The organism is Streptomyces herbicida, from assembly GCF_032656585.1.
GTDB classification, from domain to species: Bacteria; Actinomycetota; Actinomycetes; order Streptomycetales; family Streptomycetaceae; genus Streptomyces; species Streptomyces herbicida.
The window spans coordinates 245,543-259,868 of sequence record NZ_JAUYWJ010000005.1 but is presented as its reverse complement, the minus strand read 5'-3'; the positions used below and the strand labels follow the sequence as shown (position 1 = coordinate 259,868).

Genomic DNA, 14,326 nt, shown 5'->3' with positions numbered 1-14,326 from the left:
GGGTCCACGAAGGCCGATGTCAAGGGAGCCGAAAGGAAAAATTCAACGGGCGTGAAGTCTGAAAGAAGACTTCACGCCCGAGGTGACCGGCCGACCGGATCCGGCGGCTGCCGATCAGCTGTCGATGACACCGCCCGCGAGCAGGCCGAACAGCGCCACGCCGACGACGATGCGGTAGAGCACGAAGGCGTTGAAGGAGTGCTTGGCGACGAACTTCAGCAGCCAGGCGATGGAGGCGTAGGCGACGACGAAGGAGACGACCGTGCCGACGACCAGCGGAGCGGCGCCCACGCCCGCACCCAGGGCGTCCTTCAGTTCGTAGAGGCCCGCGCCGGTCAGGGCCGGGATGCCGAGGAAGAAGGACAGGCGGGTGGCGGCCACGCGGTCCAGGTCGAGGATGAGTGCGGTGGACATGGTGGCGCCGGAGCGGGAGAAGCCGGGGAAGAGCAGGGCGAGGATCTGCGAGCAGCCGACCAGCATCGCGTCCTTGAACGAGGTGTCGTCCTCACCGCGCTTGTGGCGGCCCATCTGGTCCGCCGCCCACATCACACCACTGCCGACGATCAGCGAGCCCGCGACCACCCAGAGCGAGGCGAGCGGGCCGTCGATGAGGTCCTTGGCCGCCAGCCCGACCAGGACGATCGGAATCGTCGCGTAGATCACCCACCAGGCGAACTTGTAGTCGTGGTGGTAGCGCTCCGCAGGATTGCGCAGACCGCGGCCCCAGGCGGAGACGATCCGCACGATGTCCTTGAAGAAGTACACGAGCACGGCGGCGATGGCGCCGACCTGGATGACCGCCGAGAAACCGACGACGGACTTGTCGTCGACGGGGATCCCCATGAGGCCCTCAGTGATCTTGAGATGACCGGTGGAGGACACGGGGAGGAATTCGGTCACCCCCTCGACGACTCCAAGGATGACGGCCTGACCGACAGAGATGGCGCTCATGGGATCCAGTTCTGGGGAGTTGGTCGACAGTGCTGTAGACAGTGCTGTAGACAGTCTCACTATGCCCGGGCGTCTGACAAATGCCTACGCCCACAGCACTGAGGCGATCGACACTCCGGCGAAGGCCGCTCCGAGACCCGCCACCACGCTCGCGACGACGTTGGCGGCAGCGTAGAGCCCCGCACCCGCCTCGGTCAGCCTGAGCGTCTCGTAGGAGAAGGTCGAGTAGGTCGTCAGGGCCCCGCACAGCCCCGTACCCAGCAGAAGCTGCAGGTGCGGGCCCGCAGCGCCGGCCGAGACCGCGCCGGTCAGCAGGCCCAGGACGAGACAGCCCGTGACATTCACCACGAAGGTGCCCCAGGGAAAGACCGAGTCGTGCCGGGACTGCACGGCCCGGTCGGTGAGATAGCGGAGCGGAGCACCGACCACGGCCCCAAGAACGACCAGCAGCCAGTTCACAACTACTTCTTACCCTTCGAGTCCGTTTTGCCAGGACCGCCCTCGCGGCCGACGTACCGGATGACCTCGCAGTCGTCGAGGGTGACCAGCCCCTCGGTGACGAGTTCGTCGAGCTGCGGCAGGAATGCCCGCACCCGCTCCTCGGTGTCCACGACCACCACCGCGACCGGCAGGTCCTCGCTCAGCGACAGCAGCCGCGACGTGTGGATCATGGACGAGGCGCCGAAGCCCTCGACGCCGTGGAAGACGCTGGCGCCCGCGAGACCGGCCGCGCGGGCGCGGTGCACGATCTCGGAGTAGAGCGGCCGGTGGTGCCAGGTGTCGTTCTCGCCGATGTAGACGGTCACGCGCAGGGCGCGGCCCGTGAGCCTGGTCATCGCTGCCTCCGGGTCAGAACACGGCGGGCCGCGGTGGACGCGAGCCACACCGCCGCGAGGGCCGCGACCAGGGTCGCGGCGAGATAGGCCAGCCCCTTGGCGGGATGGCCGCCGTCGGTCAGCTTCTGGATGTCGACGGCGTACGTCGAGAAGGTGGTGAAGCCGCCGAGCACTCCGGTGCCGAAGAAGGGCCGCACCAGCCGATGGGCGGCCCACACATCGGTGATGATCACCATGAACACACCTATCACGGCGCATCCGGCGACATTGGTCACGAACGTCGCCCACGGGAAGCCTCCGGACGGCGTGGGCCACCACAGGGTCAAGGCGTAACGGGCCGTCGCGCCGAGCGCGCCGCCGAGCGCGACCACCGCGACGACGGGGGCCTGGGCGCGCCGGGCCGATCGCCTCGCGGCGCTCGGCTGGACACGGAGGCTCTCGGCTTCCGGGGCGGTCATGGTCGTACGTCTCCTGTTTCGGCCCCACTGCCGGGTGATCACGACGGGTGAACAGGGTACCGCCCGGCCTGCACCGGGTCACTTCGCGTCGGGCGCCTCGCACACCGCGACACCGGGTTCCCAGATGCTCCCCAGGATCAGATGTCCATCGGTCTCGCAGACGCTGGTGACCATGCGGTACCCGGAGTGGCGGCGGACGAGGTGGTGGACGACCCGGCCCTCGTCGTCGAGCGCCAGGACACCGATCGTGCCCGTCGGACGGTACGGGGCGCGTACGGCGACCCGGGCCGCGGCGCGGCGCACGGCGGGCGGGGTCCGGTGCAGCAGGTCCAGCGGGGGTACGCGCGGTCCGGCGAGGGCCACCCAGATCAAGCCGTCGCGCCGGTCGCGCCAGAGGTTGTCGGGCATGCCCGGGAGGGCGTCGGCGAAGGGCTCGCTGCGTCCGGCGAGGGGGCCGGTGAGCCAGTGGCGGGTCAGGCGGCACGCGCTGGTCTCGGCGACGACCAGGAAGGACTCGTCGGCGGCGGGCGCGAGGCCGTTGGCGAACTGGAGCCCCTCCAGCACCACTTCGGGGGTGCCGCCGCCGGGCGGGAGCCGCAGCAGTCGTCCGGTTCCGGTGTGCTCGACGACGTCGCCGATCCAGTGCTCCAGGGGGTAGCGGCGGCTGGAGACGGTGAAGTACACGCTGCCGTCGGAGAGGGCGACGGCGTTGCTGCAGAACCGCAGCCGCTCTCCCGCGACCGAGTCGGCGAGGACGCGGACGACGCCGTCGCCGAGGCCGACGCGGAGCAGGCCGCGTTCCGCGTCGCAGACCAACAGGTCCCCGTCCGGGAGGAGTTCGAGGCCGAGCGGACGGCCACCGGTCTCGGCGAGCACCTCGACGCGGGCCGTGGCCGGGTCGGTGAGTCCGTCGAGGCGCAGGATACGGCCGTCCTCGACACCGGTGAGAACGCGGCCGCGGGCATCGGTCACCACGTCCTCGGGGCCGTGGCCGCCGATCGCGACATGGTGGCGGGGGACGAGTGCGGTGGGACGGTCCTGGCCCATGTGCGCCTGCCCTTCACGGTAGGAAGTCTGCCCATCTTGGCAGCCGGCGGCCGGGGAGGGAGGGCGAGCGCGGGTCACCGTGGCCGCCGAAGTGCCGCGAGGTCCCCGCCGACCGCGCGGCCGACGGCTACCAGCCCTTCTCGAAGATGCGGGCCACCTCGGCGATGCGGACGTCGTCGCGGCGGTAGTACGTGCGGCACCGGACTCTCTTGGTGCGCAGGAGGCCCAGGCGGGTGAGGAGCCCGAGATGCGCGACGGCCACACGGCGGGGCACGCCGAGCTTGGCGGCGACGGCCCGTGCGGTGACTCCGTCCTCGACCGGGTCGCCGTGGCGCTGCGGCGGGAAGTGGGCGGCCGGGTCCTTCAGCCACTCAAGGATGTCCAGGCGTCTTACGCCGACGGGATTCCTCAGCATCTCGTCGCCTCCGTCCGGGCCTCGTCGTGCGCCCGTCTCCCACTGTCCCGCAGTACGGTCCGCCGCGTCCGGGACTCCGCAACCCTTGTCCGGTACCGAACTGCCGTACGACAAAAAGCTGTTCCCTCCTGGTGCCCAGGTCAGCGCCGGTACGCGGGAGGACGCCGAGGGGCCCGGCCGTCCATCCATTACGGCCGGGTCCCGTCGGCGATGGCTCAGCGTTGGCCGAACCACGTCATGGAGGAGAGCGCCTTGTCGTCGTAGCCGAACAGCCCCTGGTTCTCCCAGCCGTTGCCGGAGGTGGCGTCGGTCGGGTCCCAGCCCGGTCCGGCCGGCGACGGTGATCCTGACGACGGAGCCGGTGGGCCGCGAGTCGACCCGACGGCGTGGGGCGGACGGGGGCGGACGGGTCACCGCTCCCCCGGCCCGAAGGGCCGCCGGCGCGCGCTGGAGCTGTTCGAGGAATTCGGTGTCGCGGCCCGCCGCAACGCCTGTCCGCGGGTCTTCAGCGGCGGCGAGCGGCAACACGCGAACGGTCCGAACAACACGACCCGGACCATCATCGGCTCCGCCTCGGTCCTCGCCCTGATGCTCGCCGTGGTCGCCCCGCTCGGGGTGTTCAACACGGTGGTCCTCAACACCCACGACCGGCGCCGCGACCGCTCGGCATCCCCCTGGGCATGCTCGGCCACGAGCCGGCGATCCCGCTGCTGGAGTCCTTCATACCGGCCCGGCGTACGGCACGCCTGACGGTCGGCGAGGTGCTGCACAGCGAACAGAGGCGCTGCGCAGCGAACAGTGGGGCCGGGGCCGCAACCGGTCAGGATCGGAGAAGCGGCCCCGCGCTCTTCGGCTCTAGCGTGAAACCACCGACGGATCACGTCGGTCCCGCACCCCGAAGGAGTGAGTTCACCATGACCGCCGGCCTCCAGACGATCATCTACCCCGTCAAGGACATCGCCCGGGCCAAGGCCCTGTTCAGCGCCCTGCTCGAAGTGGAGCCCTATGCGGACGAGCCCTACTACGTGGGCTTCAAGGACGCCGGGCAGGACGTCGGCCTCGACCCGAACGGGCACGCCAAGGGCATGACCGGGCCCGTTCCGTACTGGCACGTCTCCGACATCCGGGCGCGGCTCGCGAGCCTGCTGGAGGCGGGCGCCGAGCTGCTGCAGGACGTGCAGGACGTCGGTGGCGGCCGGCTGATCGCCTCGGTGAAGGATGCCGACGGCAACCTCGTGGGGCTCCTCCAGGACGCGGCCGCCTGAGTCCGGACGGCCGCCCGGCCCTCGGACGACTGCTTGCACCCGCACTAGTTGCACACTCAACGATTGGCTGAATCGGTGTTACCGTGCGGGTATGGCAGTCACAACGGCCGAGTCCCGGCTCGAAGAGCGCTGGCGGGACATCCTGTCCGCGCACGCGCGCACGATGTGCGAGATCGACCGGGTCCTGCACCCGCACGGCCTGGGCGCGAGCGACTTCGAGGTGCTCGACCTCCTGGCCTCCGAGGCGCCGCGGGAGGGCGACCAGTGCCGGGTGCAGAACCTCGTCGGACGGGTCCATCTCAGCCAGAGCGCGCTGTCCCGGCTGATAGGGCGCCTGGAGAAGGACGGCCTGGTGGAGCGCTCCGTCTGCGCGGAGGACCGGCGCGGGGTCTGGGTCGCGCTCACCCGCAAGGGCCGTGACCTGCACGCCGAAGTACTGCCGCTGCAACGGGCCGCGCTGGCCCGCACCCTGGAGAGCGCCGGCTAGACCACGAACTCGGCCCCGTCCGGCAGCACTTCGACACCCTGTTCCGCCACCCGCGACCGGGCCTGTGAGGCCGGATCGAGCAGCGGGTTCGTGTTGTTGAGGTGGATGTAGATCCGGCGCGGGCGGGGATGGCGGGCCAGGGCGGCGAGGCTGCCGTGGGGACCCGCGACGGGAAGGTGCCCCATGGCCCCCTGTCCGGCACCGGACCGCACCGCCGTGCCCATCTCGTCGGCGGCGAAGAACGTGCCGTCGAACAGCACACAGTCCGCCGACGCGCACAGCTCGTCCAGGACGGGCGACCAGGCGGCCACGCAGGGCGCGTAGACCAGGACTCTCCCGGTGGCGAGGTCCTCCACGCGGTACGCCGTCACCCAGCGGTCGTCCGGCACCCGCGCGGGGACCGGTACATACTTCGGGATCTTGTCCCCCACCGGGTGGGCCGTGACGACCAGCCCGCCGGCCAGCACGAATCCGCCGTCGGCCAGGCTGTCGGCCCATTCCCAGGAGGCATAGCGGTCCAGTGCCGCGCGGGCCGGGGCGAGCACGGCGCGCACCGGCGGGGCCGCGTACACCTTCAGCTCCGCGGCGCCGCGCAGCACCGTCAGACCGGTGACATGGTCGGCCTCGGCGTCGGTCAGCAGGATGCCCCGCAGCGGGGTGTCGCGGGGGCCGGGGCCCGGCCACAGCGCCGGGGTGGCGGTGAGCTGGGTGCCGATGTCGGGCGAGGCGTTGAGCAGCCACCAGTCGCGCCCGTTGCCGGTGAGGGCCAGGCATTCCTGGGTTCGGGGAGGCAGTTTGCCGTCCCGGGCGGCCGTGCACAGCGCGCAGGCGCAGTTCCATTGCGGGAAGCCACCGCCCGCGGCCGTGCCCAGCAGGACGACCCTCACGACCATCCGCTCCTCTCGCTCTCCCGGTCCCTCCGCTGGGATCTTCCCTCCCCGGGCCGGTGGACTACCCCTCGGCAGGGGGCAGTTCCGGCCGACCTTGGCCGGGGCGCCGGTCCACCGGACGCCAGGGCGGGATCGGGCCGGCGGAGAAGTCGCGGGGGCCGGTCCACAGGGCCGGGACCGCGTCGCAGCGGCGGCACAGCTCGTAGACGATCGTCTCGTAGTTGACGCGCCAGCCGCGGAAGTGCGGCCATGCGTCCTTGGTCAGCCGCTCGGCGAGGAAACCGGCCTCCTCCACTCTCGCCACCGCCTCCTCGAACTCGCCGAAAGTGAGCCGGATCGAGGCGTCCGGTGCCGGGTCGGCGTCGAAGGGGATGCGCAGCACGCGGGCGATGTCGCGCAGGGCCGTGAACCCGGCGCGCAGCACGAGCCGCGCCTCCGGCGGGGCGACGCGCGGGGCCAGCGAGAGCTGCATGGCCGCCGCGTCCATGACGGCGACGAGCCCGACCAGCGCGCTGCGGTACGGCCGCGGGGAGCGGAAGGTCAGCAGGATCGGATACGTGGAGTGGCTCTCCCCCATGTCCGAGGCCAGCCGCTCCCAGGCGCGGTACAGCTCGGGCAGCGCGCCCTCGGTGTCGACCAGCCACTGCCTGGCCAGCAGCTCGGGGCCCCAGGCGGGCTCGCCGGCCCGGGACTGGAGCAGGGTGACCTCCAGTTCGCGCCGGTTGTAGGCGCTGTAGAGCGTCGGCAGGTAGGCGATCTGCAGGGCGATGACGACGGGTCCGGTGGCCGCGGCGACGAAGTCGAGCACGGACAGTTTCAGCCGGTCGCCGCTGGCGAATCCGAGGGTGAACAGGCTGCTGCCCGCCTCCCGGAAGGCGGAGACCCAGGACAGCGGGGACAGGGCGTACAGCAGGAGCCCGAACGCGAGCAGGGCGCCGCCGAGCCAGGTGGTGAGCATCCCGATCAGCATCAGCGGCGCGAGCCAGGTCTGCGCGCGGTCGATGGCCTCGTATCCGCCCCCTCGGCCGGTGAGCCGCAGCAGCCTGCGCAGCACCCACCACAGGCGGAACACCAGCCCTGAGTACAGCCCGCGGGGCACCACCAGGGTGCGCAGGATGCTGCTGAGGACCAGTGCGAGCACCAGTGCCCCGGCCGCGCCGGAGATCCATTCCATGCGGTCATTCTGAACCGCGCCCGGCTCCGGGGCGGCGGGAGCACCGCAGACGGGTCACGTCCGCCGTAGGGCCACGGCCGCGCGTTCCCCGGAGGCGGCCACGGAGTGCGGACAACGGCCACGCATTGTGGAGTGCCGCGGGTCGCGCCCGACGCCTACGGTGTGCTCGCGGTGAACGGAGATCGCCGCTGGGATGAGCAGGGTCGGCGCCGCTCATCCTCGTCCGGGTGGAGCGGGGGCGCGGGAGTGCGCGACGGCCGCCCGCACCCTCGGGCCCGGGTCACTCCCCCGTGAACACGGCGGCCGGGCCCACCCCGCGACCCGTTCCCGGTCCGGCGCGCGCCCGCGCCCTGCGGTCGTGGCGGATACCGCCAACCGGGTGCCCGCGACGGAACCGGGGGTGGTGCGGGGGCAGTTCGCGGCGGGCCGTGCCTCGCACGCCCTCCCGGGTCATCACTCGTCGTGACCGGTTCCGGGTAGCTGTAGACACGGAGGGTGACGGTACGCACATGAGCCGTCACCGGTGCTACAGGAGAGAAGGAACCATGTCGGTCGAGACCGGTACGGCCCCCGCAGCGGGCGCCGAGGAGCGGGAGCAGCAGAGCCTCGGTACCGCCGCGGCACGGAATCTCACGACGACGACCAAGTCCGAGCCCCAGATGCAGGGGATCAGCTCACGGTGGCTGACGCGCATGCTGCCGTGGGTGAACGTGCCGGGCGGCACGTATCGCGTCAACCGGCGGCTGGCGTATGTGCTCGGCGACGGGCGGGTGACGTTCGTCAAGACCGGCGCGCGGGTCAGGGTGGTCCCGGCGGAGCTGGGCGAACTGCCCCTGCTGCGCGGGTTCCCGGACGGTGCCGCGCTGCGGGCGCTGGCGGCACGGTTCGAGCAGCGGGAGTACGCGCCCGGCCAGGTGATCGCCACGGCGGGCCGGCCGGCCGACCATGTCTATCTGGTCGCGCACGGCAAGGTGGAGAAGATCGGCGCGGGCCCCTACGGCGACGAGACGGTGGTCGGCCTGCTGGCCGACGGTGACACCCTCGGCGGCCATGTGCTCGCGGGCCTGGACGGTGCCTGGGAGTTCACCGCCCGCGCGGCGACCGCCACCACCGTGCTGGCGCTGCCGCACACGGCGTACCAGGAGGTCGCGGACGGACACAGCGACCTGCGGGCGCACGTGGACCTGGCCCGGCAGGACGGTCACCGGCCGGTGAACGACTCCGGGGAGGCCGAGATCGCGCTCAGTTCGGGGCATTCGGGCGAGCCCGACATCCCGGGCACATTCGTGGACTACGAGGTCGAGCCGCGCGAGTACGGGCTGAGTGTCGCGCAGACCGTGCTGCGGGTGCACACCCGTGTCGCCGATCTCTACAACCAGCCGATGCACCAGACCCAGCAGCAACTCCGGCTGACCGTGGAGGCGTTGCGGGAGCGGCAGGAGCACGAACTGGTCAACAACCGGGACTTCGGGCTGCTGCACAACGCCGACTACGACCAGCGGATCCCCACCCGCTCCGGGCCGCCGACCCCGGACGATCTGGACGAGTTGCTGAGCATGCGGCGCGAGACGCATTTCCTGTTCGCGCATCCACGGGCGATCGCCGCGTTCGGCCGGGAGTGCAGCAAACGCGGCCTGTACTTCGGCGGCGTCGAGGTCGACGGCCACAGACTGCCGGCCTGGCGCGGGGTTCCCCTGCTGCCGTGCGGCAAGATCCCGGTCACCGAGGCCCGTACGTCGTCGATCATCGCGATGCGCACCGGCGAGGACGACCAGGGCGTGATCGGCCTGCACCGGACGGGCCTCCCGGACGAGGTCGAACCCGGCCTGAACATCCGCTTCATGGGCATCAACGAGCAGGCGGTGACCTCCTACCTGGTGAGCACCTACTACTCGGCCGCGATGCTCGTACCGGACGCGCTCGGCATCCTCGAGAACGTGGAGGTCTCCCGCCGCGACGGCGACTGAGGGCCACGGTCGGCCGAATTCGAGGGTCGACCGGCCCGTGCAAGCACTTGTCGACCGTCGTGACGCGGACGAGCGGCCGGCACAGGTCGAGCACCTGCAGCGGCTTGGCGTGGGAGCAGTCGTCCGAGCCCGCGCAGGCGTCGGCGACGACCAGTACCTCGGTCCCGGTGTCTGCGGCGGCCAGGGCGGTGGACAGCACACAGCAGTCGGTGCTGACACCGGCCAGGACCAGGCGGCCTTCCGGGCCGAGCCGGTCGGCCAGTTCCGGGGTCCACTTGCCGACGGTGGTCGCGTCCAGCACCTGTTCCGCATGAGGCGAAGTCGGGTACCGGCTGCCACAGTTCGGCGTCCGGTGGGCGAAGGGTCATCGCTCGTAGGAGGCCCGCCAGGCTCCGGTGGGGTGCTCGGGTGCCCCTTCGTCCGCGCCCAGGAACAGGGCCGCGGCCACGGGGAGCCAAAGGCGCACAACTCCCGCGCCCTGGACCGGCTGCGCACGGCGGTCGACGCCCGCTCCAAGGACTGGGCCGCTTTCCAGCGGCACGCCGTCGAGTTCCACCTGCGCAACGTCACCGCATGGGCCGACGCCGCTTCCGGCCGGGATCTCGCCGCCCAGATCTACCCCGACTTCCGGCACGGCCCGGTGGCGCCGACGGTCCCGGCCCGACCGGGGACACCAACTCCCCCGCAAGACCCCTACCCCCTGCTCAGCAGACCAGCACACCAGGCCGGCACAACAGACCGGCACAACGGACGGGACGCCCTTTCCTGTCGCTCGACGTCTTCCCGCAACTGCTCGCCGAGGCCGAGAACGGCGAGCTACGGGAGGAGGACTTCGTGGAAACGGTCCGTCCCTCCCTGCCGTACGCCTACGATCTCGTCGCCCGCTCGGCCGCGGAACTCCGACCACGGCAGCGCCGAGTTCGCCGACGGCCAGACCCCCGCCACCTCGGAGAAGGAGCGTGGCCGGCTGCTGCGGGCTCTGTCCGGCGACACGATCCGGGGCAGCCTCGAGCGCCACTTCGGCATCGCCCTCGCCTTCCAGAAGTGCCACCGGGTCGCGGCCCTCGGCCCCGAGGCCCACGGCGGCGCGACGCACACCCGCTTCACCTCCGTGCGCGCCCAGATCCTCAACCGGTCACGGGAGTTCCGCGACGGCTGAGCCGGCTAGACGGGTGAGGGCCCGGGGCCGGCGTGGCGGTGGGCCGACTCGTTCTCCTGGGCCATGCGTCTGAGCGCCATCAGCGCGGGCTCCAAGAGGACGGTCAGCAACAGTGCGCGTTCGGCTGCCTCCAACGGGTCCTCGATTCCGTCCAGTTGATCGAGGTCGAGGACCGCGGTCCGCTCCGCCAGGCGCGCGTACGGCAGCAACGTGCGCCAGTCCAGCGGGACTCCGAGCGAGCGCAGTGAGGTGAGGGTCTCGGCGAGGGTGGCACGAGCGGGTGCCGACCGGTGCACGTCCCAGCCCAGCTCCGCGACCAGCGCCTCGACTTCGGCCGCTTCGGGGGCCTGTTCGCCGGGTTCCTCGGCCGGCCCGATCGAGCCAAGGGCGAGGCCGAGCGTGAGGTGGGTGTCGCCCGCGTTCCGGGACAGGGCCTCCAGCAGCTCCCGGGTGGTACCGACGGACAGCCCGCGCACCCCGGTCAGCGCGCGGATCAGGCGGAGCCTGCGCAGATGACGCTCGTCGTACTCGGCCTGGGTCGCCGCGGTCGCCCGGCCGGGCGGGAGCAGGCCCTCGCGGATGTAGTACTTGATCGTCGCGACGGAGACGCCGCCGCGGCGGCTCAGCTCGGCAATGCGCATCGAAATCGGCCCCGCTCTGGAAACTGGATACCTCTACTATCTAAACTGGATAGTAGAGGTATCCAATAGGGTCCCTCTCCCCAGTCCTGTCTCCGACCCCAGAACCCGAGAAGGCGGCAGTCATGCCCACTCTGCGCTGGACCACCGTCAACAAGCCCGCACCGGACGCCGAGGCGTTCGTCATGGCGTCCCGTCTGGAGGTTCGCCGGCTCTCCGACGTGCCGCGCTTCTTCCTGCGCTCGCTCGCCGCATGGAAGCAGGTGAGCGGCGCGCCCGGTGCGTACGGCGCCTCCCTGATAGCCCAGCCCCTCGAGCGCACCTTCTGGACCCTGTCGGCCTGGGAGGACAAGGACGCGCTGTACCGGTACGCGAGGACCGAACCGCACCGGTCGATCATGACCGGTCTGCGCTCCACGATGAGGGCGTCGGTCTTCACCTTCTGGCAGGTACCGGCATCCGATCTGCCCATCGACTGGACGGAGGCCCGCCGCCGGCTGGCGGAGCAGGAGCGGCAGCAGGCCGGCTCGTGATCCTCAGCCGCCGAGGAGCTCCGCGAACCGCTGGGCGCCGATGTTGCCGCCGGACAGGATGACCCCGATCCTGCGGGGAGCGGGGTGGAGGTCGGTGCGGTGGGCCAGCAGGGCGGCGAGCGCGCTTGCGCCGCTGGGTTCGAGGACGATCTTCATGCGCTCGAACGCGAAGCGCATGGCGTCACGGATCCGGTCGTCGCCGACCAGGGCGATGCCGTCCAGCAGGCGCCGGTTGATGGAGAAGGTGAGCTCACCGGGGATGTCGGCGGCCTGACCGTCGGCGATGGTGCGAGGCACGGGGATGGAGACGCGCCGCCCGGCTTCGAGGGACCGCTTGGTGTCGTCCCCGGCCTCCGGCTCGACCCCGATGACGCGGATACCCGGAAGGAGTCCCTTGGCCGCGGTGGCGCTGCCGGCGATCAGCCCGCCGCCCCCGACCGGCACGAGCAGGGCGTCCAAGTCCCCCACTTCCTCGATCAGTTCGAGGGCCGCGGTGCCCTGCCCTGCGATGACGTGCGGATGCTCGTACGGCGGCACGAGCGCCAGGCCCCGCTCGGCCGCGAGGGCCTCGCCGATCGCCTCCCGGTCGCCGGTGTAACGGTCGTAGGTGACGATCTCCGCCCCGTAGCCCGCGGTCGCCTCCATCTTCGAGCGGGGTGTGTCCTCGGGCATCACGATGACGGCGCCGGTGCCGAGCTCCCGGGCCGCCAGGGCGACGGCCTGCGCGTGATTGCCTGAGGAGTAGGCGGCGACACCCTTGGCCAACTGCTCCGGGGACAGCCGGGACACGGCGTTGTACGCACCGCGGAACTTGAAGGCGCCGACGCGCTGGAAGTTCTCGCACTTGACGAAGACCTGGGCTCGGACCAGTGCGTCCAGTGTGCGGGAGCGCAGTACGGGCGTGCGGTGAGCCACTCCCTTGATCTGCGCCGCGGCGTCCTGGACGTCCTGCAGGGTGACGAGCTGGGCGTCGGGCATGGTCGTGGTCCCTTCGACGGTCCGGAACATCAGCACTGGAATTATTGTCCAACACCTATACTGCATGTCCAGACCCGCCACTGGGGCGGGTGCGTGACGCATCGCTGGGGGTATGCCATGCCGGCCGACGAGCAGGACGCGATCATCGCCGCGCTCACTCCGGTGATCGACGGGATCGCCGCGAGCCTCGGATCCTTCTGCGAGGTGGTGATCCACGACTTCCGCAGGCCCGAACACTCCGTCGTCGCCCTCGCGGGGTCGGTCACCGGGCGGGGTGTCGGCGGGTCGATGAGCGAGATCGGCATGAAGATCCTGGCCCGCGGTGACGAGGCGCGCGACGAGCTGAACTACATCACCCGCACACAGGACGGGAAGTTGGTCAAGTCGTCCACCATGGTGCTCCGCGATTCGAACGGTGCGGTGTTCGGCGCGCTGTGCATCAACCTCGACGTGACCGCCGTGAACCAGGTGCACGCCCTGGTCGGCGAGATCGCCGGTGTCACCGCGCCCGCCACCACGCTCCCCACCACGACCTTCGGCGACGACATCGGCACGGTCCTGGACGCGATCGTCGACGCCCGCCAGCTGCGCCAGAACAAGTCCTGGCCGCAACTCGGCCGTGAGGAACGCGTGGAGCTGTTCCGCGACCTCGACCGGCGCGGAGTGTTCGCCGTAAGGGGAGCGGTCCAACAGGTGGCGACCCGGCTCGGCATCTCCCGCGCCTCCGCCTACACCTACCTGGCCACGGCCCGAAACACCGACGACGGCACCGCCACCCTCGGGCAGGATCACGCGCGTCAGGGCCTGCCCGGATGAGCCTCGCCGTCGTCGGAGACCGTCGTGCTCGCCGCCCGTCGACCGGCCGACGGCAGTGCGCTCACTGAGTCGGCACGGTGTCCGGCAGGCCGAGCGCCGCGGCCACGTGGTGCCAGATGGATGCGAGCGCCGAGTCCAGGGTGACCGTCGGATCGCGGATCATGAGGCGGATGCCGTAGCCGTCGCTCAGGGACAGGACGAGGGTGCTGAGGGCGTCCACGTCGGTCGGCGTGAACTCGCCGGAGGCGATACCGCGCCGCACCGCACCGGCCACCCAGGCGTGCAGCTGTGCGTACAGGTCCACGGCGAAGGCCCGGGTGGCCTCGTCGCGCAGGGCCCGGACCCACAGTTCCTGCCACAGCCGCCAGTCCTGGTGCAGTTGGGGGTCGGTCGGCAGCAGATTGCGCACGATGCGGGCCAGGATGACCGCCGCCGGCGCCGTCCCCGCGTCGCGTTCGACGTCGACGGCGGTGTTGGCGAAGGAGTGGGTCATCGCCTCGGTGAACAGCTTCTCGCGCGTGTCGAAGTGGTAGTGCAGCAGCGCCGTCGACACGCCGGCCCGCTCGGCGACCATGCGCATCCGGATCTTCTCGAAGCCGATGTCGGCGATGACCTCGCAAGCCGCGGTCAGGATGCGCTCGCGCGTATCCGCCGTGCGCACCTTGGTGGACACCCTGCGGCTCCCCTCGTTCGGTGGTCGTACGCCATGACC

Annotated in this window: 19 protein-coding genes and 1 pseudogene; 7 read left to right on the top strand and 13 right to left on the bottom strand. The window is 71.3% G+C overall.

Translation table 11 applies throughout. The features are described 5' to 3' along the window. Positions 1-114: 114 nt before the first annotated feature. From Q8A52_RS13460 to Q8A52_RS13435, 6 genes are all read right to left on the bottom strand, one after another. Positions 115-951, bottom strand: coding sequence for an undecaprenyl-diphosphate phosphatase (locus Q8A52_RS13460; protein WP_316751483.1), 837 nt, complete (start codon positions 949-951; stop codon positions 115-117). Between the two features lie 84 nt (positions 952-1,035). Continuing rightward, entirely contained in the window at positions 1,036-1,410 is a 375-nt protein-coding gene (crcB, locus tag Q8A52_RS13455) for a fluoride efflux transporter CrcB (protein ID WP_316751482.1), read from the bottom strand. A gap of 2 nt (positions 1,411-1,412) precedes the next feature. Continuing rightward, positions 1,413-1,787 carry a DUF190 domain-containing protein gene (locus tag Q8A52_RS13450; protein WP_316751480.1) on the bottom strand — a complete coding sequence of 125 codons (375 nt, stop codon included), beginning with the start codon at positions 1,785-1,787 and terminating at the stop codon, positions 1,413-1,415. Next, positions 1,784-2,245 carry a fluoride efflux transporter CrcB gene (crcB, locus tag Q8A52_RS13445; RefSeq protein WP_316751478.1) on the bottom strand — a complete coding sequence of 154 codons (462 nt, stop codon included), beginning with the start codon at positions 2,243-2,245 and terminating at the stop codon, positions 1,784-1,786. Before crcB (Q8A52_RS13445) ends, Q8A52_RS13450 begins: the two co-directional genes overlap by 4 nt. 78 nt (positions 2,246-2,323) lie before the next feature. Next, the gene (locus Q8A52_RS13440) at positions 2,324-3,292 is read right to left on the bottom strand and encodes an SMP-30/gluconolactonase/LRE family protein (RefSeq protein WP_316751476.1); all 969 of its coding nucleotides are present in this window, start codon (positions 3,290-3,292) and stop codon (positions 2,324-2,326) included. A gap of 127 nt (positions 3,293-3,419) precedes the next feature. Then, positions 3,420-3,707, bottom strand: a complete 288-nt coding sequence (locus Q8A52_RS13435; RefSeq protein WP_316751474.1) for an ArsR family transcriptional regulator — start codon at positions 3,705-3,707, stop codon at positions 3,420-3,422. Positions 3,708-4,007: 300 nt separating this feature from the next. Here Q8A52_RS13435 and Q8A52_RS13430 point away from each other — a divergent pair, with 300 nt between their 5' ends. From Q8A52_RS13430 to Q8A52_RS13420, 3 genes are all read left to right on the top strand, one after another. After that, a complete protein-coding gene (locus Q8A52_RS13430) occupies positions 4,008-4,457 on the top strand; it encodes a P-loop NTPase family protein (RefSeq protein WP_316751472.1) in 450 nt (149 codons plus the stop codon). 164 nt (positions 4,458-4,621) lie between these two features. Further along, positions 4,622-4,972, top strand: a complete 351-nt coding sequence (locus Q8A52_RS13425; protein ID WP_316751470.1) for a VOC family protein — start codon at positions 4,622-4,624, stop codon at positions 4,970-4,972. A 91-nt stretch (positions 4,973-5,063) separates the two neighbouring features. Next, complete coding sequence (locus tag Q8A52_RS13420; RefSeq protein WP_316751468.1) at positions 5,064-5,459, top strand: MarR family winged helix-turn-helix transcriptional regulator; 396 nt, start codon at positions 5,064-5,066, stop codon at positions 5,457-5,459. Here Q8A52_RS13420 and pqqB read toward each other — a convergent pair. Continuing rightward, positions 5,456-6,352 (bottom strand): pyrroloquinoline quinone biosynthesis protein PqqB, encoded by an 897-nt coding sequence (gene pqqB, locus Q8A52_RS13415; protein WP_316751466.1) that lies wholly within the window; start codon positions 6,350-6,352, stop codon positions 5,456-5,458. The genes Q8A52_RS13420 and pqqB overlap by 4 nt on opposite strands. 58 nt (positions 6,353-6,410) lie before the next feature. Beyond that, positions 6,411-7,523, bottom strand: a complete 1,113-nt coding sequence (locus tag Q8A52_RS13410; RefSeq protein ID WP_316751464.1) for a hypothetical protein — start codon at positions 7,521-7,523, stop codon at positions 6,411-6,413. 545 nt (positions 7,524-8,068) lie between these two features. Between Q8A52_RS13410 and Q8A52_RS13405 the strand changes: the two genes are divergently transcribed. Further along, positions 8,069-9,490: a family 2B encapsulin nanocompartment shell protein gene (locus tag Q8A52_RS13405; protein WP_316751461.1), complete on the top strand. Its 1,422-nt coding sequence runs from the start codon at positions 8,069-8,071 to the stop codon at positions 9,488-9,490. Here the strand turns inward: Q8A52_RS13405 and Q8A52_RS13400 are convergent. Together Q8A52_RS13400 and Q8A52_RS13395 are read right to left on the bottom strand one after the other, a co-directional pair. Further along, a complete protein-coding gene (locus Q8A52_RS13400) occupies positions 9,372-9,791 on the bottom strand; it encodes a cysteine hydrolase family protein (protein WP_316751459.1) in 420 nt (139 codons plus the stop codon). The two genes, Q8A52_RS13405 and Q8A52_RS13400, sit on opposite strands and share 119 nt — an antisense overlap. Before the next feature lie 63 nt (positions 9,792-9,854). Next, a complete protein-coding gene (locus tag Q8A52_RS13395) occupies positions 9,855-10,046 on the bottom strand; it encodes a hypothetical protein (protein WP_316751456.1) in 192 nt (63 codons plus the stop codon). Between the two features lie 209 nt (positions 10,047-10,255). Here Q8A52_RS13395 and Q8A52_RS13390 point away from each other — a divergent pair. Further along, a pseudogene (locus tag Q8A52_RS13390) lies at positions 10,256-10,649 on the top strand (SCO5389 family protein). 5 nt (positions 10,650-10,654) lie between these two features. On the opposite strand, the gene Q8A52_RS13385 reads toward Q8A52_RS13390, so the two are convergent. Next, positions 10,655-11,290, bottom strand: coding sequence for a MerR family transcriptional regulator (locus Q8A52_RS13385; protein WP_316751454.1), 636 nt, complete (start codon positions 11,288-11,290; stop codon positions 10,655-10,657). 122 nt (positions 11,291-11,412) lie between these two features. On the opposite strand from Q8A52_RS13385, the gene Q8A52_RS13380 reads away from it, so the two are divergent. Then, positions 11,413-11,820 carry a DUF3291 domain-containing protein gene (locus Q8A52_RS13380; RefSeq protein ID WP_316751452.1) on the top strand — a complete coding sequence of 136 codons (408 nt, stop codon included), beginning with the start codon at positions 11,413-11,415 and terminating at the stop codon, positions 11,818-11,820. Positions 11,821-11,823: 3 nt separating this feature from the next. On the opposite strand, the gene Q8A52_RS13375 is transcribed toward Q8A52_RS13380, so the two are convergent. After that, entirely contained in the window at positions 11,824-12,798 is a 975-nt protein-coding gene (locus tag Q8A52_RS13375; RefSeq protein ID WP_316751450.1) for a threo-3-hydroxy-L-aspartate ammonia-lyase, read from the bottom strand. Between the two features lie 117 nt (positions 12,799-12,915). On the opposite strand from Q8A52_RS13375, the gene Q8A52_RS13370 reads away from it, so the two are divergent. Then, on the top strand, positions 12,916-13,614 hold the full coding sequence (locus tag Q8A52_RS13370; RefSeq protein WP_316751448.1) for a helix-turn-helix transcriptional regulator: 699 nt from the start codon (positions 12,916-12,918) through the stop codon (positions 13,612-13,614). A 61-nt stretch (positions 13,615-13,675) separates the two neighbouring features. Here Q8A52_RS13370 and Q8A52_RS13365 read toward each other — a convergent pair whose 3' ends face one another. After that, positions 13,676-14,287 (bottom strand): TetR/AcrR family transcriptional regulator, encoded by a 612-nt coding sequence (locus tag Q8A52_RS13365; protein ID WP_316751447.1) that lies wholly within the window; start codon positions 14,285-14,287, stop codon positions 13,676-13,678. Between the last annotated feature and the right edge of the window lie 39 nt (positions 14,288-14,326).